This window comes from Clostridium sp., assembly GCF_036639235.1.
Taxonomy (GTDB): Bacteria; Bacillota; Clostridia; order Clostridiales; family Caloramatoraceae; genus Clostridium_AB.
On sequence record NZ_JAVWJB010000006.1, the window covers coordinates 56,943 to 82,181 of the forward strand.

General features: G+C 32.7%; 23 protein-coding genes and 1 riboswitch. Of the genes, 4 read left to right on the forward strand and 19 right to left on the reverse strand.

Annotation, left to right across the window (positions count from 1 at the left end; genetic code table 11):
• Positions 1–195 precede the first annotated feature (195 nt).
• The 5 genes from rimI to RR539_RS03150 form a co-directional block, all read right to left on the reverse strand.
• On the reverse strand, positions 196–657 hold the full coding sequence (gene rimI, locus RR539_RS03130; RefSeq protein WP_442878385.1) for a ribosomal protein S18-alanine N-acetyltransferase: 462 nt from the start codon (positions 655–657) through the stop codon (positions 196–198).
• The gene (gene tsaB / locus RR539_RS03135; protein WP_332500195.1) at positions 658–1,365 is read right to left on the reverse strand and encodes a tRNA (adenosine(37)-N6)-threonylcarbamoyltransferase complex dimerization subunit type 1 TsaB; all 708 of its coding nucleotides are present in this window, start codon (positions 1,363–1,365) and stop codon (positions 658–660) included. It lies immediately after the preceding gene.
• An 11-nt stretch (positions 1,366–1,376) separates the two neighbouring features.
• Entirely contained in the window at positions 1,377–1,802 is a 426-nt protein-coding gene (tsaE, locus tag RR539_RS03140; protein WP_332500196.1) for a tRNA (adenosine(37)-N6)-threonylcarbamoyltransferase complex ATPase subunit type 1 TsaE, read from the reverse strand.
• Between the two features lie 152 nt (positions 1,803–1,954).
• Positions 1,955–2,470, reverse strand: a complete 516-nt coding sequence (lepB, locus tag RR539_RS03145; protein WP_332500197.1) for a signal peptidase I — start codon at positions 2,468–2,470, stop codon at positions 1,955–1,957.
• Positions 2,471–2,579: 109 nt separating this feature from the next.
• Positions 2,580–4,034, reverse strand: a complete 1,455-nt coding sequence (locus RR539_RS03150) for a hypothetical protein (protein ID WP_332500198.1) — start codon at positions 4,032–4,034, stop codon at positions 2,580–2,582.
• 156 nt (positions 4,035–4,190) lie between these two features.
• Here RR539_RS03150 and RR539_RS03155 point away from each other — a divergent pair, with 156 nt between their 5' ends.
• The gene (locus RR539_RS03155; protein WP_332500199.1) at positions 4,191–5,408 is read left to right on the forward strand and encodes an MFS transporter; all 1,218 of its coding nucleotides are present in this window, start codon (positions 4,191–4,193) and stop codon (positions 5,406–5,408) included.
• A 281-nt stretch (positions 5,409–5,689) separates the two neighbouring features.
• Here RR539_RS03155 and RR539_RS03160 read toward each other — a convergent pair whose 3' ends face one another.
• The 6 genes from RR539_RS03160 to RR539_RS03185 all read right to left on the reverse strand — a co-directional run bounded on the left by RR539_RS03160 (position 5,690) and on the right by RR539_RS03185 (position 11,917).
• Positions 5,690–5,956 carry a DUF1294 domain-containing protein gene (locus tag RR539_RS03160; RefSeq protein WP_332472875.1) on the reverse strand — a complete coding sequence of 89 codons (267 nt, stop codon included), beginning with the start codon at positions 5,954–5,956 and terminating at the stop codon, positions 5,690–5,692.
• A gap of 38 nt (positions 5,957–5,994) precedes the next feature.
• Positions 5,995–6,525 (reverse strand): GNAT family N-acetyltransferase, encoded by a 531-nt coding sequence (locus RR539_RS03165; protein WP_332500200.1) that lies wholly within the window; start codon positions 6,523–6,525, stop codon positions 5,995–5,997.
• Between the two features lie 63 nt (positions 6,526–6,588).
• Positions 6,589–7,359 (reverse strand): DUF362 domain-containing protein, encoded by a 771-nt coding sequence (locus RR539_RS03170; RefSeq protein WP_332500201.1) that lies wholly within the window; start codon positions 7,357–7,359, stop codon positions 6,589–6,591.
• Positions 7,360–7,477: 118 nt separating this feature from the next.
• Positions 7,478–9,070, reverse strand: coding sequence for an ABC-F family ATP-binding cassette domain-containing protein (locus RR539_RS03175; protein ID WP_332500203.1), 1,593 nt, complete (start codon positions 9,068–9,070; stop codon positions 7,478–7,480).
• Between the two features lie 52 nt (positions 9,071–9,122).
• Complete coding sequence (locus tag RR539_RS03180; protein WP_332500204.1) at positions 9,123–10,022, reverse strand: tyrosine-protein phosphatase; 900 nt, start codon at positions 10,020–10,022, stop codon at positions 9,123–9,125.
• Between the two features lie 89 nt (positions 10,023–10,111).
• On the reverse strand, positions 10,112–11,917 hold the full coding sequence (locus RR539_RS03185) for a heme NO-binding domain-containing protein (RefSeq protein WP_332472881.1): 1,806 nt from the start codon (positions 11,915–11,917) through the stop codon (positions 10,112–10,114).
• 227 nt (positions 11,918–12,144) lie between these two features.
• On the opposite strand from RR539_RS03185, the gene RR539_RS03190 reads away from it, so the two are divergent.
• Positions 12,145–13,389 (forward strand): HD-GYP domain-containing protein, encoded by a 1,245-nt coding sequence (locus tag RR539_RS03190; protein WP_332500205.1) that lies wholly within the window; start codon positions 12,145–12,147, stop codon positions 13,387–13,389.
• A gap of 205 nt (positions 13,390–13,594) precedes the next feature.
• Entirely contained in the window at positions 13,595–14,659 is a 1,065-nt protein-coding gene (locus RR539_RS03195) for an HD-GYP domain-containing protein (RefSeq protein ID WP_332472883.1), read from the forward strand.
• A 156-nt stretch (positions 14,660–14,815) separates the two neighbouring features.
• Here RR539_RS03195 and RR539_RS03200 read toward each other — a convergent pair whose 3' ends face one another.
• From RR539_RS03200 to RR539_RS03235, 8 genes are all read right to left on the reverse strand, one after another.
• Positions 14,816–15,454 carry an ECF transporter S component gene (locus RR539_RS03200; RefSeq protein ID WP_332500206.1) on the reverse strand — a complete coding sequence of 213 codons (639 nt, stop codon included), beginning with the start codon at positions 15,452–15,454 and terminating at the stop codon, positions 14,816–14,818.
• An 81-nt stretch (positions 15,455–15,535) separates the two neighbouring features.
• Positions 15,536–15,650, reverse strand: a riboswitch (FMN riboswitch).
• A gap of 21 nt (positions 15,651–15,671) precedes the next feature.
• Positions 15,672–16,844 (reverse strand): amidohydrolase, encoded by a 1,173-nt coding sequence (locus RR539_RS03205; protein ID WP_332500207.1) that lies wholly within the window; start codon positions 16,842–16,844, stop codon positions 15,672–15,674.
• Positions 16,845–16,860: 16 nt separating this feature from the next.
• Positions 16,861–18,024 (reverse strand): amidohydrolase, encoded by a 1,164-nt coding sequence (locus RR539_RS03210; protein WP_332472886.1) that lies wholly within the window; start codon positions 18,022–18,024, stop codon positions 16,861–16,863.
• 14 nt (positions 18,025–18,038) lie between these two features.
• On the reverse strand, positions 18,039–20,198 hold the full coding sequence (locus RR539_RS03215; RefSeq protein WP_332500208.1) for a Tex family protein: 2,160 nt from the start codon (positions 20,196–20,198) through the stop codon (positions 18,039–18,041).
• Between the two features lie 133 nt (positions 20,199–20,331).
• Positions 20,332–21,084, reverse strand: a complete 753-nt coding sequence (locus RR539_RS03220; protein ID WP_332483710.1) for a flagellar motor protein MotB — start codon at positions 21,082–21,084, stop codon at positions 20,332–20,334.
• A gap of 2 nt (positions 21,085–21,086) precedes the next feature.
• Entirely contained in the window at positions 21,087–21,875 is a 789-nt protein-coding gene (locus RR539_RS03225) for a flagellar motor protein (protein WP_332472889.1), read from the reverse strand.
• A 110-nt stretch (positions 21,876–21,985) separates the two neighbouring features.
• Positions 21,986–22,921, reverse strand: a complete 936-nt coding sequence (locus RR539_RS03230; RefSeq protein ID WP_332500210.1) for a magnesium transporter CorA family protein — start codon at positions 22,919–22,921, stop codon at positions 21,986–21,988.
• Positions 22,922–23,098: 177 nt separating this feature from the next.
• Complete coding sequence (locus RR539_RS03235; RefSeq protein WP_332472891.1) at positions 23,099–24,187, reverse strand: hypothetical protein; 1,089 nt, start codon at positions 24,185–24,187, stop codon at positions 23,099–23,101.
• Positions 24,188–24,392: 205 nt separating this feature from the next.
• Here RR539_RS03235 and RR539_RS03240 point away from each other — a divergent pair.
• The coding region (locus tag RR539_RS03240) for a M28 family peptidase (protein ID WP_332500211.1) at positions 24,393–25,239 on the forward strand (847 nt) is incomplete at its 3' end.

Here is a 25,239-nt window from a genome sequence, read left to right on the forward strand (position 1 = left end):
TAATTAAGGGAATTTATTAATATCTCAAAATATAAAAAATAGCACTAGAATGTATTCTAATGCTTAAATTTTAAAATTAAATTAATGTGTATAAAAACTTTCTATATGGGTAAACTTATTAATGAAACAGCTTCCCATAGTTTTATCCCCAAAGGACATGGATTGATCCCCCATCAATTCATGTCCTTCCCCATTTTAATTTTGAATTTCGTAATTCCACATAATAAGAGCATCCTCACCAGTATCCTGATAATACCCCTTTCTTGTAGCAACTCCTACGAATCCATATTTCTTATATAAATTAACAGCCGGGGTATTACTAACCCTAACTTCAAGTGTCATAGCCGACATATTAGATTCTTTAGCTATTTTCATCATATCTTCAACTATAATGTTTCCATATCCACGTCCTCTGTAATCAGGGTGTACTGCAATATTAGTTATATGTACCTCATCAAATAGCAGCCACATGCCACCATATGCTATAACACGATTATCGCATCTTATAACCCTATACAGTGCATTTTTGTTGTTAGTAAGCTCTAATGTAAATGCATTAACACTCCAAGGTGTCTTAAAGCTTAGTGTTTCTATTTCAACAACATCCTCAATATCTTCTACCCTCATAGTATCTACAATATAATCTTCCAAGGCAATCTACTCCTTACCGTGTTTTTTCTCATACTCTCTTTCTGCCTGTGAGGCTCTTAAGTATAATGGTCCATATGTAAATATATCGTCTGAATGTCCCATTTCTAGCCTCTTAATTCCAAGAAGTCCAAGACTTGATGCCCTAGGGTCGTTATTCATTGAAAGTGCAAACTTAGCCCTTTGCCCTAAATATTCACTAATCTTATCTCTATGAAGATGAACTCCATCTCCACAAAATAATATATCTCCATTAACTGACTTTAGCTTTTCTAGTAATTCATCTATATGAAGTGCATCATAATCAAGAACCATGCTAATCTCAGATTCATCACCTTTATAAAGTCCTGTATATACATTGTCCCTTAATGCATCTAAAACTGGACACACAAGTCCACAGAAGCCTATATTCTGATAAGCAAGTGTATCAAGACATGAGATTCCAAGGAAGCCCTTATCTGTTCCCTGAACAAGTCCCTTAGCAGTTGATGCTCCTATTCTAAGACCTGTAAAGGAACCAGGTCCTCCTGATACTACAACAGAATCAATAGACTTCATATCTATTGAAAGCATTGAAAGTGCGTTTTGCACCATTGGAAATAATACTGTTGAATGTTGAAGCTTATAATTTAAAAATAATTCTACCTCAACCTTATTATCATTAACTATAGCAACTGATGCTACTGAAGTTGATGTTTCTATTGCAATAACTCTCATATATCCTCCATCTAAAGGGCAAAACTCGCCCCAGTAATTTCAATCTCTCTATTATTATCATCAAGTTTTTTAATTACTATATCTATAGTATTCTCAGGTAAAAGCTCCTTTACAATGTCTGACCACTCAATAATGCATATCCCATCACCAAATAGATATTCATCAAATCCGATGTCATACATCTGCTCTATATACTCAATTCTATATACATCAAAGTGATATAAATTAATATCACCTCTATACTCGTTTACAATTGTAAATGTAGGACTTGTAACATAATCATCAACATTAAGTCCCATGGCTATTCCCTTAGTAAAATGGGTTTTCCCAGCACCAAGGTCTCCGTTTAGGGTTAAAATATCCCCTCTTTTTAAGTTCTGTCCTATTTTCTTACCAAGTTCTATTGTTTCATTTTCACTTGAAGTATTATATATCAATTAATTCACCTTCTTAAAATAAGTCTACAAATAATTTTATCATAAACCTTAATTATTTAAAAATAAAAAGGGGCAACTGCCCCTTTAATTAACATTTTGAGTATGAAATTTAAAATAAAACATATGAAAGCAGGCTTTCGTAAAATTATATTCTAGTTCATTAACCTAAATGAAGGATTAAGTCTTAGGTAAATCTCTGATTTGATCTGACTCATATCAACTAGCCCCACCTCAGTATATCTACTGTCTACACTATTATCCCTATTATCTCCCATAACAAAATACTTATTATCTGGAATCTTAATCTCATCTATTTCCATTGTTTCCTGTGGTGGATTAATATAATCCTCTTGAATCTTCTTCCCGTTAAGAATTACATCCATGCCTTTAATACTTATTGTATCCCCAGGTACTCCTATTATTCTCTTTATATAAAGACTTCCATTTGGAGCCTGAAAAACAATAACCTCACCATGTTTAGGATTTTCACCATTATACTTTTTACCAATCATAAGATCATTGTGATGTAGGGTGTTTTCCATTGATTCTCCATCAACCCTAAATGGAACAATATATCTTGGAACAAAGTATCCTATAGCAATTTGAAGTAATATAAAACCTATTATTATCCATTTATAATCATTTAAAAAGCTTTTAATCTTTCCCATATAATTTATGTCCTTCCATTTATATCTTTATAAATATAATATAGCAAAAACATAACTCATTCAAATTTTTATTTATAAATAGTCTTCTTCTTCACTTATAATTCTATATCTACTGGTTTATAGAGTTAATATTAATAAAATAATTATTGCTATTTAACTTTATATTTTCCCTATTCAAAAGTGATGGTACTAGGAATATGCTTTTCCTTCCTCCTAGATTATCCATATGTGATGAATATCTATTTTTAGATGAAGTAATATATTCAATAGGTGCTACCACATTAACAGAATCAATATTTTTTTCTGCTATATTACCTTGAAGAATAAATAAATTTCCTCCCTCATGTAGAAACTCCTTAGATAATTTTAAACTATTATTAAACACTGGTTTGTTTACCTTAACCTTAAATGTTTTTCTTTCCCTGTCCATAGATGATGGGAACCAATGTATAGTATTTGAATTTAAATATGTTCCATTTAGCCTTGAATAGGCAGTTAATCCTTTTTCACTATTAAATATATTAATATCTCCTCCATAAACAATTTCTACAACCCTTGATTCCATAGGTTTTATAGGTTTATTAAGCTTTATTCTTACTAAATTGTTTTTATGGGTAAACTCTAACCTCTCATTATAAGAAACTATACTACCTACCTTAAATGTATTGCTAAGCATTAGATCTACTGTAGACATTGGGGTTTTTGATTTATTCTTTATCTTTATATAACAGCTATTCTCAAAGTTTTCACATAGCTTTATGTTCATATTATAGGCATCTATTACAACGTAATTTTTAATAGTATCTGAATCTTGTCTATCACTTAACTTTGGATAAAGGTCTATATATCTAAAAATAAACAATCCCATAAATATTAATATAGCAATAATAAAATAAATATATTTAATATCCCTTTTATGTTTTGTATAAATTATTGTTAACAGCAGTAACCCTATAAAAAGAATTATTATAACCTTATTAAAAATAAAAACCCCGTCAATTTTACTTATGAAATAATTAGAAAAGAATATAGACTCATATTTTGTAAAGCAGTAAATAGCTCCTAGATAAACAAAGGACATTATAAAACTAACCTTCTTATTAACATAATAGGATAAAAATAAACTAATTACCCCTGATAGGGTTAAAAATACACCATACTCAATTAGTATTTCTACTCCTATAAGGATTAAATACCTATAGGTAAACCCTGAAAAAACAAAATAATGTACTACCATTATTATTATTTGTATTAAGGCCAATGATAGTGCAGTTATTTTTACAACAACTATCTTTAATATAACCTTCTCATATACAGATGCTTTATAAGAATCCTTATCTTCTTCTGTCCTATTAATAAATATTAAATAAACCATGAAACACATTATAGGAAGTAAATACTTATAACTTATATCAAGATAAGCTCTAAATGTATTAACCCTACTCTCGTCTAAATAATATCCATATAGGTTTACAGTAACTAATGCAAATCCTATCCATAGATATATAGCTTTTTTGTATATATCCTTTATATAAAACTTAAATAAAGCCCATATTCTTACCATAACTCCCCCTAAATAATAATGAGGTTTTAATCTATATAAACCGATTTTCTCCATATAGTCATTGTTATAATATATGAATTCTGTATTTATAATTATTATATCTCAACTAGCTAAGGAAAGTGATAAACTATATTTATCTCACTTAAGGAGGACATTATGTTTAAGAAAATATTTTATGGATGGTATATAGTACTTTCAGGATTCCTATTAATGCTTACTGTTTATGTACTTTGTATTAGCTGTTCAAGTCTATTTATAAAACCTGTTTCTCAGTCGCTTAACTTCTCACGTGGTGAGTTTTCTTTCTCAACTACTATTCTAATGATTAGTTATATGATTTTCTCTGTTATAGTAGGCAAAATATCTAAACCTAGAAATATTAAAGGAATTATAATTATTTCTATTTTACTAACTTCACTTAGCTTTTTAGGATATTTTATTTCGACTAATATATTTATGTTTTACATATTTTCATTTATAGCTGGTATTGGTGTTAGTGGAAGTACTATTATTCCTATATCAATACTTATAACTAACTGGTTCCATAAAAAAAGAGGGTTAGCACTTGCCCTTGCTCTAACTGGAAGTGGTGTTGGAGGGGCTATTTTTAGTCCTGTTATAAATTCTATTATTCAAAATCATGGCTATAAATATGCATATTTAACTCTTTCAATAATATTACTTCTTCTTATTATTCCAGTAGCTATTATTGTTAAGCCATCACCTGAATGTATTAATCTTAAGCCTCTTGGATATGACTCTTCAGTTAACCTAGGTAAGTCTAATAAAGAGGGGATATCCCTTAAGGAAGCTCTTAAAAACTATAGATTATATATATTTATAGTTTCCTTAGTTATAGTTGGAATAATTGGAAACGGTGTCTTAATTCACTTTTCTGCAGCCCTTACAGACCTAGGATATAGTGAAACATTTGCAGCAAACTGTCTATCTATTGGTTTACTTTTACTTGTTATAGGTAAGATTATTCAGGGACAAGTTTTTGATAAGTTTTCTATGAAAATTTCCCTTATATATGGCTGGGTATTCTTTTCATATACTGCATTTGGACTTTTATTTATTAATAATCCTATTATGCTTATTATTTATATAATAGCATTTGGTCTTGGAGAAGGATTTGTTGTTGTAGCACCACCACTTATGACATCATCCTTCTTTGGAGAAAAGGACTACTCCTCAATATATGGAGTATCTAATATGGCTGTAGCACTTGGAGGTGCAATAGGTACAAGCTTATCTGGTATAATCTACGACTACTTTGGTAGCTATAGCTTTGCATGGAAGCTTTATTCTGCTTTAGCTCTTATTATGCTTATAATATTTTTAGTCCTATCATCAAAAAGTAGATTAAAATAACATAATCTAAAACTAAGCATGAAATATAAAAAGTGGACAATACTCTTGTCCACTCAGATTGTTCAGAAATAAATATTCTTTAAAATATTTATTTGTCTTATAAAGAAATTTAAATCCATGGTCAAGGGGGGACCTGTACCAACCCTGACCATACCTTTCAAGGGATCAAGTGACGCTACAGCGTCGAACAGTAGCTTTAGCACCCCTTGGCAAAACTCATAAAAACAAATTTTTTATGACAGGCTGCTGACTTTGTCAACAGCCTAAGTGTGCAGTAATGATTACTTTCCTATTATGGTCGCTGCTATGCATAGCTGAATAAACATCATAACTGGAAGACCAATTGAAAATTTAAGGTCATTAACCTTATGTCTATAAAGCCTCATACCTAGAAATGATCCAAGACTTCCACCAATAAGTGCAATTAAAAGAAGCGTCTTCTCACTAATTCTCCACTTCTTCTTAATGGCACGTCTTTTGTCTATATACATAGTTAAAAACCCTAAAACATTAATTAAAAATAAATAGTTATATACAATTCCCCTCATTTTACCACCTTTAGAATTTTTATATATTATACCATATTCTACTCCATAAATTCCTTAGAATATACTACAGTCCCATTTACTCTATCTAAAGAATTCTCATTAAGTTCAAGTGCCATAAAGCACTCATCTGGAACCTCAAAAGGAGGATATATTTCATAGTCACTCGCCTTATTAAATCCAAATCGTGGATAATATTCAGGGTGACCTAATAATATTATTGAATCGTAATTAAGATTCTTAGCAATCCTTATAGACTCCTTAATAAGTCTACTTCCAATTCCCTTTCTTTGATGGGATGGAATAACTGAAACAGGTGCTAGTGCTAGTGCCTCTACACTTCCTGATTCACCTTTAATATTAATCTTAGTTAGCATAATATGACCAAGAATAACCCCTTCACATTCTGCTACAAGTGATAACTCCTTAATAAAAGCATCACCTTTTCTTAATCTATTAACTAATAAATGTTCCCTATGGTCACTATATTCTTCATTTTTAAATGCTTCTTCAATTAAAGATTCAACATCCTTATAATCTTTTTCTTCTTCTTGTCTAATTATTATATCCATAGCTACCTCCTATCGTTATATTTATTATACCCTAAAACAGTAAAAAGGCTGCATATGCAGCCCTTATATAAATAAACTTGGTTGTTTTCTTTTAATGCATTTCTCTTCTAAGAAATTTACAAAGTATGTATATGTTTCATTATCCATGTATTTAGCATTAGCCGGGCATCCCTTTATACATGCACAGCACTTAATACACTTATCCTTATCTGTTAATCTAGGATTCATCTCATCAATAGCATCTACAGGACATAATTCTCTACACATCATACAGTCAATACAATTATCCCTTGTACAAGGAGAATACTTAGGTGATTCTTTTCTCTCCTTAAATGGAAAATTCCCATCAACCTTAACCTCAGTTAAATTATTATCTAAAATACGCTTTTTAATACGTTCTCCAAATTCGTTCATATCTTTAATATCATTACTATCTGGTCTATTTTCCCCTACCTTCCTAGTGTAAGAATGCTCTCCTAAAAATGCAGCTGCTGCTATAACCTTAAACCCATTTTCATGTAAGTAAGTTGATAACTCAAGTAATGAATCCTCATACTCCCTATTTCCATAATTAACCACAGCAATTACAGGCGTGTTATTACCTTTTAAGCTAAGTAGCCCACCCTTAATAAGTGGAATTCTTCCTCCATAAACAGGTACCCCTACAACCACAATATCATTACTATTAAATTCTAGAGTCTTACCTCTATTCTCGCTTTTAGTTAAATCCTTCTCTACATATCTATTACTAATAGCTGAAGTAACTGATATAACCGATTTTTTAGTATTACCTGTTGGACTAAAATAAACGCAGTGTACATTGTTTAATTCCATAATTATCTCCCCCTAATAAAAAACTAACTACTACTAATCCCTATAATAATTATACACCTAAAAAGCCTGCAGACAAAAAAGCCATATCAAATAAATTTGATATGGCCTAATATACTAATTAGCTATTAAATTTAAGCTCTAGGTACTCGTTGTAAGTCATTTCCTTGTCAATTAGTCCATCAGCTGTAAACTCAATAATTCTATTTGCAATTGTTTCAACAAACTCATGGTCATGTGATGTAAATAGTATTACACTGTTGTATGCCTTAAGTCCATCGTTAAGTGCTGTAATAGTTTCAAGGTCAAGGTGGTTAGTAGGTTGGTCTAGCATAAGAACGTTAGCTCCACTTAGCATCATTCTTGATAACATACAACGAACCTTTTCTCCTCCTGATAGAACCTTAGCTTGCTTAAGAGCTTCTTCCCCTGAGAATAACATTCTTCCAAGGAATCCTCTTATATAGCTCTCAGCCTTTTCTTCTGAGTATTGACGTAGCCAATCAACTAGGCTTAGGTCACTATCATTAAAGAATGCTGAGTTGTCATTTGGGAAGTATGAAGAAGTAATCGTAATTCCCCACTTAAAGCTTCCTGAATCTGGCTCCATTTCACCAGCTAGTATTTTGAAAAGAGTTGTATTAGCAATTTCATTACTTCCTTCAAAGGCAATCTTATCTCCCTTTGAAACTCTAAAACTTACATCGTTAAGAATCTTAACACCGTCTATTGTCTTTGAAAGGTTTTCAACAACAAGAATGTCGTTACCAACTTCTCTCTCAGGCTTTAGTCCAATGTATGGATACTTTCTGCTTGATGGCTGAATGTCATCAATAGTTATCTTCTCAAGAAGTTTCTTTCTTGATGTTGCCTGCTTTGACTTAGAAGCATTAGCACTGAAACGTGCGATAAAGTCTTGAAGTTCCTTAACCTTATCTTCCTTCTTCTTGTTCTCGTCCTTCATCATTTGAAGAGCTAATTGGCTTGATTGGTACCAGAAATCGTAGTTACCTACGTAGATCTTAATCTTACCAAAGTCAACGTCAGCAATTTGCGTACAAACCTTGTTTAGGAAGTGTCTATCGTGTGATACAACAATAACAGTTCCCTCAAAGTCTACTAGGAAGTTCTCAAGCCAAGCAATTGACTTAATGTCAAGGTTGTTAGTAGGCTCGTCAAGAATAAGAACTCCTGGGTTACCAAATAGAGTTTGTGCAAGAAGAACCTTAATCTTCTCAGATCCTGTTAAGTCTCCCATTATCTTATCATGCATATCTACTGGGATACCAAGTCCTTGTAGAAGCATTGAAGCCTCTGATTCTGCTTCCCATCCATTCATATCAGCAAACTCACACTCAAGTTCTGATGCCTTAATTCCATCTTCATCATTAAAGTCAGGCTTTGCGTATAACTCATCCTTTTCCTTCATGATTTGGTATAGACGCTTGTTACCCATAATAACAGTATCCATAACGCTATACTCATCGTATGCATGGTGGTCCTGCTTAAGAACAGATACACGAACATCCTTAGGTATTGAAACTTCACCAGTATTGGCTTCAATTTCACCTGATAATATTTTTAGGAAAGTACTCTTTCCAGCTCCGTTAGCTCCGATAACGCCGTAGCAGTTACCAGGAGTAAACTTTAGGTTAACGTCTTCAAACAGCTTTCTTCCGCCGTATCTTAAACTTACATTAGTTACAGTTATCAAATTCACTCATCCTTTTCTTTACTTAAAATCTCTATGAATTGTATCATAAATTCTAAAAACTTTCATCTCTTTCAAGTAGATTATACCTTATTTTATCAATTGATTCACTTGAAAGTTTAGCTTTACTTAATAAATAGTAGTCAATAGTACCATAGTTATCCTTAATATAATCTATTGTTCTTATCATCCACTTTGGGTTCACCCCTACAACAAGACCTAATTCCCCTACGCTATTACAAAGCTTATTTATTCTTTTTCCGTAGTTTTTTTCGAATGCTTTATATATATTATCATAATTATAATTGGATAGGGAATAATCTCTAACAATAGCATCCTCGTCTATTCCAATTATCATAAGTATTAATGCTGTAAGTATTCCTGTCCTATCCTTACCCGAAGTGCAGTTATACATAAGAGGCAGGTTATTATAATCTGAAATAACCTCTAATGCCCTTCCATAGGACTTTGCACAATGTTCTACCTGATATATATAGTCATCTGAAAATATTCTATCTAATGAGTTCCTACTAAATAGCATTGCCCACTTAACCTTATTTGAAACCTTTTCAAATATAGGTATATGAATATATTTAACATTACTAGGTAGCTTATTAGGTCTGGTTTCAAATGCTCTATTTTCCCTAAGGTCTACTGAAGTTTTAATTCCTAGTTTTTTTATTTTCTCTAAATCATCTTCACCTGCAAAGGAAAGTCTATCGGTTCTATAAATAAGTCCACTTGAAACCTTCTTACCACATCTTGATTGTATCTTACCAATATCCCTCATATTATGAATATTATCAAGTATAACTATTCTTTCATCTACCCTATCTTCCTTATGTATAAATGTGTTCTCCACTGGACTAAAGGGTTTAACTCCTACTCCTCCAAGTCTTATAAAAAGCAAAACCCCTACTAAGAAAACAACTATTCCTACTATGAATACCCCCACTTATTCACCCCACTTTACCTATAATAATAGGGACTTAGTAAACTAAATCCCTATTTAAAAACCTTTTTTATAATCTAATTAAGACACTATTATATCTTATAGATATCTATTTCTCCTGAGAACTCCTCAGTTAACTTTTGGAAGTGGTTAACACTTTCAGTTAGGTTCTTAATTTCATGTGTATATGTTGTAACACTTGCACTTACTTCCTCTGAAGAAGCTGAGTTCTCCTCTGCAATTGCAGCAAGTGATTCTATCTTATCGTATATATTTGAAGTTGCATCTATTTGTAAACTTAATCTTTCAGCTGTTTCAACTATATTCTCAGTAACCCTTTGAATATTACTATTAGCTGTACTACTTTCATCTACTGCAGATGAAAGTATTCTATTTTCCTCACTAAGTATTACAAACTGCTTTTCAACATCTTCAACAAGTGATTCAATATCTCCTACAAACTGATTTAGGTTTGAGTTTATTCTACTTACAGCATCACTTGACTGTTCTGCAAGCTTTCTAACCTCATCTGCAACTACTGCAAACCCTCTGCCCTGTTCTCCTGCTCTTGCTGCCTCTATTGAAGCATTAAGTGCTAATAGATTAGTTTGTGATGCTATACTATCAACAAGGGCAACTATACTTGTAATACCCTCTGCCTTATTCTTAAGTTCTACACTATTATTCTTAACTCCCTCAAAGCTACTTAGAATATTTTGAAGTTTATTTGCCGTATCCATAACACTATTAAAGCTAGCTTCAATAGTTTTCGCTCCATCCTCAAGGTCGTTTTTATTTTGTCTTTCAATATCTACAATATGTTTAATTTCCTCAATACTTGTATTAAGTAGTGCAACGGAACCCTCAGTCTCTTCTGCTTGAAGCATAGAAGCATCTGCAAGCTGTTCTACTACACCTGATATTTCATTTGATGCCATGTCCATTCTTGAAGCTATATCACTAAGACCCTTGCTAAATGTATTCATCTCATCAGTCATGCCCTTAAATCCAACAAAATCAGCACGAACCTTAGCCTTATACTCTCTAAGTACTCCATAAAGCTCCTCAAAATCATCATTTGTCCTCATATCTATATCTTCTGAGTAACAGTTTCCCTCAAGTTCTTCTAATTGCTCACCAATAAACTTTAAAGGTGATTTTGCAAGTAAACTAAATGATACTGCAGGTGCAATAAATGCACTAACAACTGAAGCTACTCCCATAGCCCATCCACTTAAGACAAGTGCACTTAATCCATAAAGAGCTAGGAATATAAGTGTTGATAGTAGTGAAACCTTAATGCCAATGCTTTTTATAAATCCAAGTGACATTATCTTATTAACCTTAAATGTCTTCTTGTAGTAAATCTTATTAGTAAATGTAAGTCTAAGCTTTAGATAATCACTTCTTCTTTCAACCTCTTCAACCTTAAGATTCTCATTAAAGTGTTTAGATGCACCACTAAGTAAGCCTTGAAAATAGTCAAACATCCCCCTATTGGATGAATATGTAAACTCAGCTTCATAATCTGATATAGGCTCTATGTTAAGTATAGGAGGTCTAGCCCCTGGAATTTTCTTAACAACAACCACATGTACATCATACATAGATCTTAAGAAGTTATATAAATTATCATGCTTGAAAAAAGCTGGATAGTCTCTTAAAAACGATTCAACATTTTCCTCCCCAATCTTATTCCATAATGACTTAATATCTATTCCCTTAGATGAAGATACAGTTTTCATAATAGTTTGCACCTTAGCATCATCTATATCTTCAAATGGTGTAAACACTTTATCTCTAGGCATACCTGCACTTTCTAGCGATTTGGCTACTATTTCACTATCATACATTCTCTGGATAGTTTTAAGCCAAGTTCCAACAACTAGTGCTTTCATTTAATCCCCACCTTTTTTGTTATTTCATACTAATATATATTATGATAAATAAATTATTCCATATTATCAATAATCTTTAATAAATTATCGTCACTTTTATACAAAATACTTATGACTTTCATAAAAGTTTTTTTAAATTTTTATAAACTTATCACTTTTATTGTTCATATAATTATTTATTTCCGATAATAGTATATAGTATAAATATTTACAGTTAGGAGAATCTTATGCAAAAGTTTAACCTTTTCGAGCTAATAGATGCTATTTCTATGTCAATTGACATAGCAGAATCTACTATATCGAAGGAAAAAGAATTTCACAGGGAGAACTTCTATAGTTCACCAAGCCTTGCTAACCACAAATTTTTTAACCATTCAAAGCGTACATGCTTTGTAGCACTTAAGATTGCAGAAAAAATTTCATATAATGATAGGTTTTTAGAAGATGTTTACATCTCCTCTATGCTACATGACATAGGTGTTTGCTGTAATCTAGTAGAATCACACACAACTCCTGACTTTATAAAAACCCATACAGAAAAAGGTTATATGCTAGTATCTAAACTTCCATTTAATAGTGAAGTTAGTGAAGCAGTTAAATACCACCATGAAAACTATAACGGAACAGGTCCATATGGAATTTCTGGTGCTTCACTTCCCATTAAAGCACAGATTATAAGACTAGCAGATGTATTTGAAATATTATACAACTCAGATGAAGCTAATTATCTTCAAAGGGATAAAATAACTAAGTGGGTTATATCCAATGAGAATATTATTTTTTCTAGTAAAATAGTTAAGGCTTTTCTAGATGTTCAGTCAAATGATTGTTTTTGGTGGGATTATGAAATGCTAGGATTTACCTCTGCTAACTTCGATGTTCACTTAAAGGTTAAGAGCCTTCCAATAACAATAGACGAACTTCGTGATATTGCATATGTATTTGCTGATATTATAGATAATAAAAGTAGCTTTACCTATCAGCATTCATATAATCTTGCAGATCTTGTGATTAAGCTTTGTGACTTTTTAAATTATGATTACGAAAAGAAAACCCGTCTTGAGATTGCAGCACTACTACATGATATAGGAAAGCTTGCAGTTCCTGAGACTATACTTACAAAAAATGCTACACTTAATGATTTAGAATTCTCAATTGTTAAGTCCCATGCATATTATACAAGAGTAATACTTTCAAAAATTAATGGACTTGAAGACATAGTTGATATTTCCTCTAACCATCATGAAAAGCTTGATGGCACAGGTTATCCACTTGGACTAACAGCTAAGGATCTATCATTTGATTCACGTATGATGGCAATTTGTGATATATACGATGCACTAACAAGTACTCGGCCATATAAGAAAAACTTTACTAAGCAGGATACCTTTGCAATAATCGATAAAATGGCTAATGAGGGCAAGGTTTGTAAAAAAGCCCTATCTATTTTTAAGGAGTGTTTTGATGATTAAACTGGGAACAAAACTTTGTTCCCAGTCTGTTAACCAAGTCAACAAACTATTATAAAAACTTATTCCTTATTTTATCTTTTTTAGAAAAGACCCTATTCTTTTGAATATATTCCACGATATATAAAATAGTGATTATTTTTTAATATTTTTTATAGTGTCCACTAAATTTTTCACTATATTGGATAATAAGTGGAGAGGTGTTAATATGAAAGCTACAAAAATCAGTAACTTAACCGACAAAGATGTTTTAGCTTTAGATATTTCTACTAATGATGGTTGTGTTGTACTTTCAAAAGGAACAGTATTAAGTAAGGATTATATAAAAAAACTTCATTCCTTTGGAATAAAAGAAGTATATGTTGAGGATGAACTTGATTATAAGGAAGGTAGTCGTCCTAAGGTAGACATGCCTAAGGCACGGGAAATAACCCTTCAAAATTATCGTCAAATATTTTCAGAGGTAGCCAAGGAAAATACCCTTGATACAGAAAAGTTATTCGAATCAACTACTAGTATAATATCAGCAGTGCTTTCAAAAATTGAAGATGAAACACTTGATATTCTATATACTGTTAATCCGTATTTCTGTCACTATACACATGCACTTAACACAGCCGCATTATCAATATTTCTAGGTATAAAACTAGACTTATCAGATACCCAATTATCAGAACTAGCATCTTCTGCCCTATTACATGATGTTGGAATGTATAAACTTCCAGCTGATGTACTTGAAAGGGAAGGAAGCCTAACCGATGAAGATGTGGCTATCGTAAAAAAACATACTATTTATGGATATGAAACAGCTGAATCTGCAAAAACTTTAACAGACTCAATAAAGAAGGCAATACTTCACCATCATGAAAAATTTGATGGAACAGGATATCCTTTTAGACTTAAAGGAAAAAACATCCCATTATACTCAAGAATTATTGCTATTGCAGACATTTTCTGTTCACTAACCACTAAGACAAGCTATCATAGTGGATATTCCTATCCTGAAACATATGAATTTATATTAGCAAGTTCAGGTAAGTATTTTGATCCAGATATTGTAGATATATTTAGAAAACATTTTGTTATGTACCCAAATAATACAAAGGTTACTCTAACTAATGGTCAAAGTGGAACTGTAATTTCCCAAAATCAAGGTTTCCCTGATAGACCAGTTTTAAGAATAACTAAGGACAGTAAAGGTATAGAGATTCTTCCTATTACTGTAAATCTTATTAAGAAAACTAACTTAAAAATAGACAGAATCTTGACTTAAGTTACTAGTCAAGTTTTCCCCACATTAAATTAGGCTATCTTGCATGCAAGATAGCCACTTTTTTATGTTTAAATTATGATCTAATCAATATTCTTAAGTAAAATTCGGATCTTTATTAACCTTTATCAAGGCTTAAATTATCAGTAAACCTATTTATTATCTGCATTTTGGAGCAACTATAGGCTCTACCTTCTTGTATATTAATAATACTACAGCTGATACTACTATCCCCTTTAATAGGTTAAATGGTAGTATGCTATATAAGATTACTGTTTCAAGATTTGTTACAAGTGATGTAACCTGTGATGCCATCTCTATTACTCCACTTATTGGAATACCAAGTGCTGATTCATATAACGGAATTAACACATAGTAATTAAATATACAAGCAACTAAGCTCATTACTATTGTTCCTGCCGCTACCCCTATTGTAGCTGACTTTATGCTCTTTGACTTTCTGTAAATAACTGATGCAACATATACAAAAACAGCACCAACTATAAAGTTCGCCATCTCTCCAATACCTGCTGTACTTGAAGTTAGTAAGTGAATTAAATTTTTGATAAGTTCTATAGCAACTCCTGCAAGTGGTCCTATAGCAAATCCACCAATAATAGCTGGTATATCACTTAGGTCAATTTGAAGGAAAGCTGGGAAAATTGGCAGCGGAAAATCTAGCATCATAATAATAAATGCTATAGCTGATAAAATTGAGATTTTGATAAGTGTGTCTGCCTTCATCTTAGATGAAGAGCAACACTCCTTTGAGTAGCTTGGCTCTTTTTCTGTGTTCATAATACCCCTCCTAGTTATACAGGGCCAAGGGATAGCATAAAAAAATGCTCCCGAAATAATCAGGAGCACAAAAATACCTATGCTGTTCTTCTTTCATCCAGACTATACTGTCGGCTTCGGAATCTAACCGAATCATGCCTTACGGCTCGCGGGCTTTACCGCCGGTAGGGAATTACACCCTGCCCTGAAGATTACATGTATATAATATCAAATTATTCTATACATTACAAGATGTATAAGCTATTTTTCCATCAACAATTGTATACTTTACGTTTGTTCTAGCATCTAATGGGTCTCCATCGAAAATAACAATATCTCCATCTTTACCTATTTCAATGCTACCAACCCTTTTGTCTATACCAAGTATCTTAGCTGGGTTAATAGTTATCATCTTTAGGGCATCCTCATTAGATACCCCTTCCTTTACGCAAAGTGCTGCACATACACTTAATCTATTAATAGGAACCTCAGGGTGATCTGTTATAACCCCAACAGTGAGTCCTACATCATTAAGTGCTTTAGCAGTGGCAAATGTAAGGTTTTTAACCTCATCCTTAGACCTATCTGTAAGTGCCGGGCCTACTATAACATCAAAGCCCTCTTCCTTAAGGTCATTTGCAATTAGGTGTCCATCAGTACAATGGTCTAGTGTTGCCCTTAGGTTAAACTCCCTAACTATTCTAATTGCAGTAAATATATCATCTGCTCTATGAACATGAATCTTAAGAGGTATTTCCCTATTGATTAGAGGAAGAAGGCTCTCAAGCTTCATATTAAATTCCATGTCATATATATCCTTTGCAAATTCTTTTCTTTCGCTATACATCTTAGCCTCAGTTAATATTTCACGTAGCATTGCAGCTATAGACATTCTTGTTTTAGGTGCTGTTCCATTACTACCATAGTTGGTCTTTGGATTTTCACCAAATGAAGCCTTAATAGCAGCTACCTTCTTAAGTGCCATATTATCTATTCTATAGCCATATGTTTTCATTGTTGTAAAGCTTCCTGCAAGTACATTGCTACTTCCAGGTCCTGTACAAACAGCTGTAACACCACCCTCTAGAGCATCTCTAAATCCCCTATCCATAGGGTTAATCCCATCCAGTGCCCTCAGATGTGGTGTTAATGGGTCTGTTGTTTCATTACCGTCACTTCCAGATTCACCTATTGAATCTTCAAATATCCCTACATGACAGTGGCAATCTATAAGCCCTGGGGTTATAGTATATCCCGTAGCATCAATAATTTCATCTACATTTGTAGTTACAATACATTCTGCAATATCTGCTATCTTTCCATTTTTAATAAGGATATCTCCCTTTTCGTATATCTTACCTGTAACAGTAATTATTTTCCCGCCTTTAATAAGAAGTTTTCTACTTTCCACTTTAATTACTCCCTTTTTAACTTAATGCTTCATAAACTATTTTTCCGTTACCTACTACATATAAAACCCTACTCATAACTTCAAGTGGAGTACCATCTATAATTTGAATGTCAGCATCCTTTCCTATTTCAAGACTTCCTACTTTTTTATCTATTCCAAGTATCTTCGCTGGATTAATTGTTATAGACTTTAAAGCATCAATATATGAAAGCCCGTAACGTACACAAAGCCCTGCAGAAATCCCTAAATATTCAATAGGGGTAACTGGATGGTCTGTTGTAATAGACGTTAATATTCCCTTATCTATAAATTCCTTAACTGTATAATTAGATTTATTATGGGTTTCTTGTTTTTTAGAAAAACTCATAATAGGACCTATAACAGCACTATATCCCTGCTGCTTAATCTTGTCACTAAGTTCTATTCCCTCTGTAACATGTAAAAGATTAACCCTTAGATTAAATTCCTCACCTATTCTAAGAGCAGTAAATATATCATCTACTCTGTGAACATGAATAGATAATGGCATATCTCCTTCAACAACAGGAACTAACTCCTCAAGTGTTATGTCAATTTCATTATATTCTTTTCCCTTAGAATTGACTGCTTTTTTTAGGGAATATATTTTAGTTTTTCTAAGAGAATCACGTAGTAGATGTGCTATACCCATTTTAGTAATGGGACATCTTCCCTTTAATCCATGTATTCTCTTAGGGTTTTCCCCAAGTGCAGCCTTCATAGAGTGTTTCTCCCTAACTATAATATCATATGGAGTCTTCCCATAGGTCTTAAGTATACAACTAGTTCCTCCTATAACATTACCGCTACCTGGTCCTGTTGATACTGTTGTTACTCCATTTTCTAGTGCCCTCTTAAAGCTAGGATCACTAAAATTAACACCATCTATTCCTCTAATATAAGGAGTTATAGGAGATGATGTCTCGTTAAGATTACCTGAATTCACTCCACTAGGCTCCTCTATTCCAATATGACAATGTGCTTCTATAAACCCTGGAAGTACATTTAGTCCCCTAGCATCAATAGTAGGATACTCTCCTAATATATTATTTCTAATATCAACTATTTTACCCTTTTCAATTAGCATGTCATGTTCCTTTAGAATGCCTCCTGTTATGGTGTATATATTTCCGTTTTTTATTAGAAGACTACTATCTTTCACTTAAATTCCTCCCATTATATCCCTTTCATAGTTAGAGATATTCTTTGTCTTTCAAGGTCAACTTCAAGTACCTTAACCTCAATAACGTCTGAAACCTTAACAATATCAAGTGGGTGATTAACCTTCTTAGTTGACATTTGACTTATATGAACTAACCCATCCTGGTGAACTCCGATATCTACAAATGCTCCAAAATCCGCAACATTTCTAACCGTACCCTTAAGTACCATACCTGGCTTTAAGTCCTTCATTTCAAGGACATCTGACATAAATACAGGTCCCTCAAGTGACTCTCTAATATCTCTTCCTGGCTTTTGAATTTCTTTAATTATATCCTGAAGCGTAATTAATCCAATTTCTATTTCCTCTGATAATTTATTAAGTCCGTATTCATTTGCTCTTTCTTCAATATCTGAAAAATTACAATTTTTAGTATCCTCCTTACTATATCCTAAGATACTAATCATATTTTTTGAAGCCTCATATGACTCTGGGTGAACAGCTGTATTATCAAGGAATTCTTTGCCTTCACTTATTCTTAAGAAACCTGCACACTGCTTAAATGCCTTATCTCCAAGTCTTTTAACCTTAAGAATTTCTTTTCTTGTTTTAAATTTACCGTTTTCTTCTCTATATTCAACTATGTTCTTAGCAATTGAAGCGTTAACTCCTGCTATATGTGTTAATAGCTCAGCTGATGCTGTATTTAGGTCTATTCCTACACTATTAACACAGTCCTCTACAACCCCTGATAATGCCTCGTCAAGTCTTTTTTGAGTAACATCATGTTGGTATTGACCAACCCCTATTGATTTAGGGTCAATCTTAACAAGCTCTGCAAGGGGGTCTTGAAGTCTTCTACCTATCGATATTGCTCCTCTAATAGAAACATCAAAGTTAGGGAATTCCTTAGCTGCAAGTTCAGATGCTGAGTAAATAGAAGCACCTGCCTCTGATACTACAACATAACATAGTTTTAATCCCTCTTCTTTTTCAATTTCCTTAATAAGTTCACATATAACCATTTCTGACTCACGTGAAGCTGTTCCATTTCCAAGTGATATTATTTCAACGCTATTCTCAAGTATCATCTTCTTAAGAACATTTTTACTATCTGCTCTTTTTCCCTGTGATGCTCCATCATTAACATATGCAACGCCACTGTCTATAACCTTACCTGTTTCATCAACAACTGCAAGCTTACATCCTGTTCTAAACCCAGGGTCAAACCCAAGTACAACCTTTCCCTTAACAGGTGATTGCATAAGTAGTGACTTAAGGTTTTTAGCGAATACCTTAATAGCACCCTCCTCAGCCATTTCCTTAAGCTCTCCCCTAATTTCACGCTCTATAGAAGGTGAAATTAATCTATTATAACTATCCTTAACTACATTCTTAAGTATAGCTGTTTCCTCACCATCTCTTTTTATAAGGTCCCTTTCAATTACAGATATTATCTTATCTTCAGGTGCTAGTATTTTAACTGAAAGTACCCCTTCCTTTTCTCCTCTATTTATAGCAAGAACCCTATGACCTGGTATTCTACTTATGTCTTCCATATGATCATAATACATTTTGTAAACAGGATTCTCTTCACTGTTTTTTGTTTGTATTTTACCATTTATGAATGTAAGGTTTCTAATTCTTTTTCTATAATCAGCATTATCTGAGATTCTCTCTGCTATAATGTCTGAAGCATAATTATATGCATCCTCAACTGTGTTAACACCATTATCCTCTGATATAAATTCTGCTGCCTTCTCACTTAGGCTGTAATTAAAGTCCTGAGCAAGTATTATATCAGCTAAAGGCTCTAACCCCTTCTCCTTAGCAATAGTTGCTCTAGTTCTCTTTTTCGGCCTAAATGGTCTATATATATCATCAACCTCTGTTATTGTTTTAGCCTTTGAAAGTGCAAGTGATATTTCCTCTGTAAGGTTACCACCCTCTGAAATAAGTCTTTCAACTTCTTCCTTCTTGTCCCTAAGATTTCTAAGGTATAAAAGTCTATCGTTTAGAAGTCTTAGAACTGTATCATCAAGTCCCCCTGTAACCTCTTTTCTATATCTTGCAATGAAAGGAATAGTATTTCCCTCATCAATTAGCTTAATAGTGCTTTCAAGCTGATTCTTTGATACTTTAAGTTCTGCAGATAAAATCTCTATAATATTCATATATCCTCCTAGTTAGAACAACTCGTCCTAATTTTAACTAATGTTCTATGTAATCTTACTATAAATTAAAATCCATAAAAAAGAAAACATAACCTAATATCTAAAATTCGATAAAAAGCTATGTTTTCCCTTTTTATTTCTTTATAACAGGGTCTACCTTAGGCCCTGAATTCTTTTCTGTTTCATTGTACTTACTGTTAAGTATTACTATATCAACTCTTCTATTTTTGCTTCGTCCTTGTATAGTAGAATTGTCTGAAACCGGCCTATATTCACCATATCCCATTGCTGAAATTTTACTTGGTGCAATTGAAGAATTGGCTACTAATATTTCTACCATATTACTGGCTCTTACAGATGATAACTGCCAGTTAGATGAGAATCTAGTGTTCTTTATCGGAACGTTATCAGTATGTCCCTCAACCCTAATATAGTTAGGCATCTTTTTTAATATGTTACCTATTTTAACTAATGTTTCAGCCTGAGGTGGCCTCACAGCCGCACTACCTGAATCAAATATTACTGTATCCTGAAGACTTATAACAAGTCCTCTTTCATCTATATTAGTTTCAACCTTATTAGATAATCCTTCACCTTTAAGGTATTCATCAACCTCTTTCTTCGCATTTTCCATTTGCTTTGCTTCTGGTATTACTACTATTCCACCTTCACTTATTGGAGGTTTTTCAGTTCCTATAGGACTCTTCCCTCCCCCTGTAAATGCTACATTTAGAGAAGTTGCAAGCTGTTGATATTTCTGTATATCCATTCTTCCCATAGAATACATAATAATAAAAAATACCATTAGTAGAGTTATAAGGTCAGCGTAGGTAATTAGCCATCGTTCATGATTAACATGACTCTCTTCCTTTTTCTTTCTAGGCATAATTAATCCTCCTTATTCTCCTTAATTGCGTTAAGTTCATCCTTATCAAGGAAACTCTTAAGCTTTTCTACTAGAGTATTAGGGTTTAGTCCTTCTTGAATAGATATAATAGCCTCTATTATCATTTCATTTTGTTGTTCTTCAATATTATTAATAGCCTTTAGTCTTCCACCTATTGGTAGATATATAATATTAGCTGTTGCTACCCCATAAAGTGTTGCTATAAATGCAACTGCAATTTGAGGGCCTAAAGTGTCTGGATTTTCAAGGTTTCCAAGTACGTGAACAAGTCCCATAACTGTCCCCATAATTCCAAGCGTAGGTGCATATCCACCTGCTGACTCGAATATTGCAATTCCTGCCTTATGTCTTTCTGATATCATATATGCTTCAGACTCTAGTACTGTTTTAACAGTTTGTGGTTCTACCCCATCTACTACTAGCTGAAGTCCCTTTTTTATAAATGGATCAAGAGCTTCATCTGAACTAATAGTTTCTTCTATACTTAGTAATCCATCTTTTCTTGTTCTTATAGATATATCCTTAAAATATAGTATAAGTTCTGACATGTTTTTGGTCTGCTCCTTGCCAAATGCAATCTTTAAAATAGCAGGTACCTTTTTTAGTATGCTAAACGGGAAAGAAAGTGCAACTGCCCCTATAGTTCCCCCAACAACAATAACAGCCGCTGTATATTCAAATAATGCTGTTAGATGTCCACCTTCAAGTAAGAATCCAACAATCAGCGAACCCATTCCAATTAACAAACTCACTAAAGCCGCTATAGACAAATTAACCCCTCCAAACTTATTAGTCTAATTATTCAATCTTCTTTAGTAAGTTTTCGTATTTATATGGGCAAAACTAAAGGTAGCCTGCATAGCTACCTGTAAAAATTATATTAAAACATATCTTTCTTCGCTAATATCCAGTAAACTATACCACAACATACTGCCATTGAACCCATTATTATAAAGAATCCATATGGATTATCAAGTAGTGGCATCCACGTAAAGTTCATACCATATATACTTGCTATAATAGTCGGTATAGTCATAATAATAGTTATTGAAGCTAAGAACTTCATAACTATATTAAGGTTGTTTGATATTATAGATGCAAATGCATCCATAGTACCTGATAGAATATTACTATATATACTAGCCATCTCAATGGCCTGTTTGTTTTCTACTATAACATCCTCAAGAACATCCTGGTCCTCAGGGTATTTTTGCATAATGCTAAGCTTTAGCATCTTCTCAAGTGTAACTTCATTTTGGCGAAGTGATGTTGAGAAGTATACCAGTGACTTTTCAAGTGATAAAAGCTGAATAAGCTCCTTATTCTTCATTGACTTGTGAAGTCTTGATTCTATAACATTACTTGTTTTGTCTATTTGTCTAAGATAGCTTAAGTAGTAAGTTGCTATTCTTAGAAGTATTTGAAGTATAAAACGAGACTTCTTATATGTGTAGAAGTTCTTAACCTTCTTATGCATAAAGTCCTCTATAATTCTACTATCTCTAAGGCATACTGTAACTATATAACTATCATTAAGAATTATTCCAAGTGGTATTGTGTGATACTGAACTGAGTTATTTTCAACATCCATAAAAGGAATGTCTACAATAACAAGATGCTGATCTTCTTCAAAATCAAGTCTTGAAGTTTCCTCCTCATCAAGGGCAGCCTTAAGAAATTCTACATATAATCCTGTTTTCTCTGAAACAAGAACTAATTCTTCCTCACTTGGGTTCTTAAGGTTAATCCAGCTTCCATGCTCTATAGTATCGATTTCGTGTGTTCCATTTTCTGTTGTTTTGTAAATTTGTAACAACCTAATCGCTCCCTTCCTAGCCTTACCTCAGACTAGGAATTAGCCTAAGACAAGACCTATTCAGTTATATTCCTTAAACTAGGCCCTTCTTCCATTAAAAACACCTCTCTAATAATTTATCTACACCAATTAGTTTACTTTAAAACATATAATAATACAACATTTATTATAAATGTGCTACTTAGATGGGGTAGATGGGTTTCCTCCAACTTCATAAGGATTAAGGATAATAACAGGTTTTGCAGGGGCAACAACCTCAGGATATTCTTCTTCAAATGTTGGTCTTCCACATAGACCTGTAATACCTACAATATATCTTCTTTGGTTCATTAGGCATTCAAGTTCCTTAATCTTTCTATTCAAAAAATCAAATGAGGTTCTAAGAACCTTCTCATACCTATGAATTGTATCCCTAATATGTTTAAAATCATCTCTTTGGTCATGTCTTCCTTGATTAATCCCATTGAATATCTCAAGTAAATCTGAAAGAGCTCCTACCTTATTAAAACTTGTAATTGTATAATTACTTGAAGGTGAAAATGGTGTTATAAGAAGCTGTTCTAATAAACATTTAATAATATATTGGATTTCTCCCTGAATAACAGCAATATGATACTCAAGGTCAAGTTCTATACTTTCTACTATTTTAACAATATTAGTCTTCATCATATTACGAAGACTATACACAATATAATACTTAATCATAGTTACACATTCTGATGAATCAAGTGTTCTTTTATTTTGAAAGTCAAATAGGCAAAAATTAATATCAAATAACAATTGGCTTATCTCTTCCTTAGTAAATTCACCGAAATTCTGCCTTATAAAATTATAATAACCATTTGCCATTAATATATTCTCTGCCTGCATCTTCCACTCAGGATCATCAATACATCCTATAATTTCATATATACTAACCCTATACATTAGAAATTTAAATACCTTCTCTACAATTTTAGGTTCAATTTTCTCAAGTATTAGGGCTAATTGAAAGTCCCTTACATCTACATCAATATAGGGAGGAGTATAATCTAAATTTCTAATCCAGTTCCAAGTCTTAGTTATAACCTTTTTTCGGGAGCAGCTATCACATGGGTCATTAACAAAATGTCCACCTTTTATAGTATTATTACACCCATCTGCAACAAACTCCTGAAAGGAGTCACCTACATCTCCTTCTTCACTATCTAATTTTTTAGAGGCTTTTGCTATATCATTTAGGAGCTTATTTATTTCATTATCTAAGTCATGATTATCGTTAGACATTTTATCACCTCTTTTCCCTACATACTAAATTATATTTAAAAGGAATAATATTATGAGAGTTTTTACTCTTATCCCCAAAATAATAAGCATAAAAAGTTATTAACTTTTCTTCAACAGGGTTATTCACAGACTTATCCACACTTTCTGTGGGTAACTCTGTGAATAAATGACTTTTATTCCTAATATATATAAGTGAGGTGATTTCATGAAAAAGCATTTTATGTTTAAAATAATTCTTCCCACAGTATTAACTTTTACATATTTAGCTATAGTTTATTTGCATCCATACTTTAATACAATTTCATTTATGAATAATATAAAAACACTATCATCTCCTGAATATAAGGGAAGACTTACAGGGGATACCGGTGCAGAAAAAGCTGCTAAATATATAGAAAGTGAATTTAAAAATATTGGTCTTACTCCTATGGGAGATAACAAAACCTACATACAAAAATTTAAGCTAAATAACGTTCAACTAAATGGAGCATGCTCATTTAAAGCATACGATGCTAGGGGCAACCTACTTAAAAGCTATAAATATGGAATCGATTATAAGGAAATTGGATTTGGAAAATGTACAAGCGGTACTGTAAAAGGTCAAATCTCCTCAAAAATCTCAACCAAGGCACCTATTTATATGTTTAAAGAAGAAATGGTAACTGAAATAGATGACATTTATAAATTAGATGATGTATTAATAGGCCATTCTATTAAGGCTGTAATATACACCACCGAATCCCAGTTTGACTTTAGAACACCATATAAACTACAGAAAACCTATAAGGGTGGCATTAATAAGATTATGGTAAACAAGGATGTTTCTAATGAAATTGAAACCCTTAGCAAGGCAGGAGCTACCTTTGAAATAACAACTAATACTGATAACAAAACAGTTACTGGTAACAATGTTATAGGAATGATTAAGGGGCGTAATAGCGCACTTTCTCCACTTATTATATCCTCACATCTTGACCATGTTGGATATGATAGTGACGGAAGAATCTACCCTGGTGCACTTGATAATGCCTCAGGAACTTCATTTGTAATTG

Coding starts and splice junctions, on each gene's coding strand:
- RR539_RS03160 (WP_332472875.1), bottom strand. CDS start 5,956: ATGAGGGGAATTGTATATAACTATTTATTTTTAATTAATGTTTTAGGG.
- tsaB (WP_332500195.1), bottom strand. CDS start 1,365: ATGAGAGTTATTGCAATAGAAACATCAACTTCAGTAGCATCAGTTGCT.
- RR539_RS03185 (WP_332472881.1), bottom strand. CDS start 11,917: ATGAAAGCACTAGTTGTTGGAACTTGGCTTAAAACTATCCAGAGAATG.
- RR539_RS03220 (WP_332483710.1), bottom strand. CDS start 21,084: ATGCCTAGAAAGAAAAAGGAAGAGAGTCATGTTAATCATGAACGATGG.
- RR539_RS03170 (WP_332500201.1), bottom strand. CDS start 7,359: ATGGAATTAAACAATGTACACTGCGTTTATTTTAGTCCAACAGGTAAT.
- RR539_RS03165 (WP_332500200.1), bottom strand. CDS start 6,525: ATGGATATAATAATTAGACAAGAAGAAGAAAAAGATTATAAGGATGTT.
- RR539_RS03215 (WP_332500208.1), bottom strand. CDS start 20,198: ATGAATATTATAGAGATTTTATCTGCAGAACTTAAAGTATCAAAGAAT.
- RR539_RS03190 (WP_332500205.1), top strand. CDS start 12,145: ATGCAAAAGTTTAACCTTTTCGAGCTAATAGATGCTATTTCTATGTCA.
- RR539_RS03235 (WP_332472891.1), bottom strand. CDS start 24,187: ATGTCTAACGATAATCATGACTTAGATAATGAAATAAATAAGCTCCTA.
- lepB (WP_332500197.1), bottom strand. CDS start 2,470: ATGGGAAAGATTAAAAGCTTTTTAAATGATTATAAATGGATAATAATA.
- RR539_RS03150 (WP_332500198.1), bottom strand. CDS start 4,034: ATGGTAAGAATATGGGCTTTATTTAAGTTTTATATAAAGGATATATAC.
- RR539_RS03195 (WP_332472883.1), top strand. CDS start 13,595: ATGAAAGCTACAAAAATCAGTAACTTAACCGACAAAGATGTTTTAGCT.
- RR539_RS03200 (WP_332500206.1), bottom strand. CDS start 15,454: ATGAACACAGAAAAAGAGCCAAGCTACTCAAAGGAGTGTTGCTCTTCA.
- RR539_RS03155 (WP_332500199.1), top strand. CDS start 4,191: ATGTTTAAGAAAATATTTTATGGATGGTATATAGTACTTTCAGGATTC.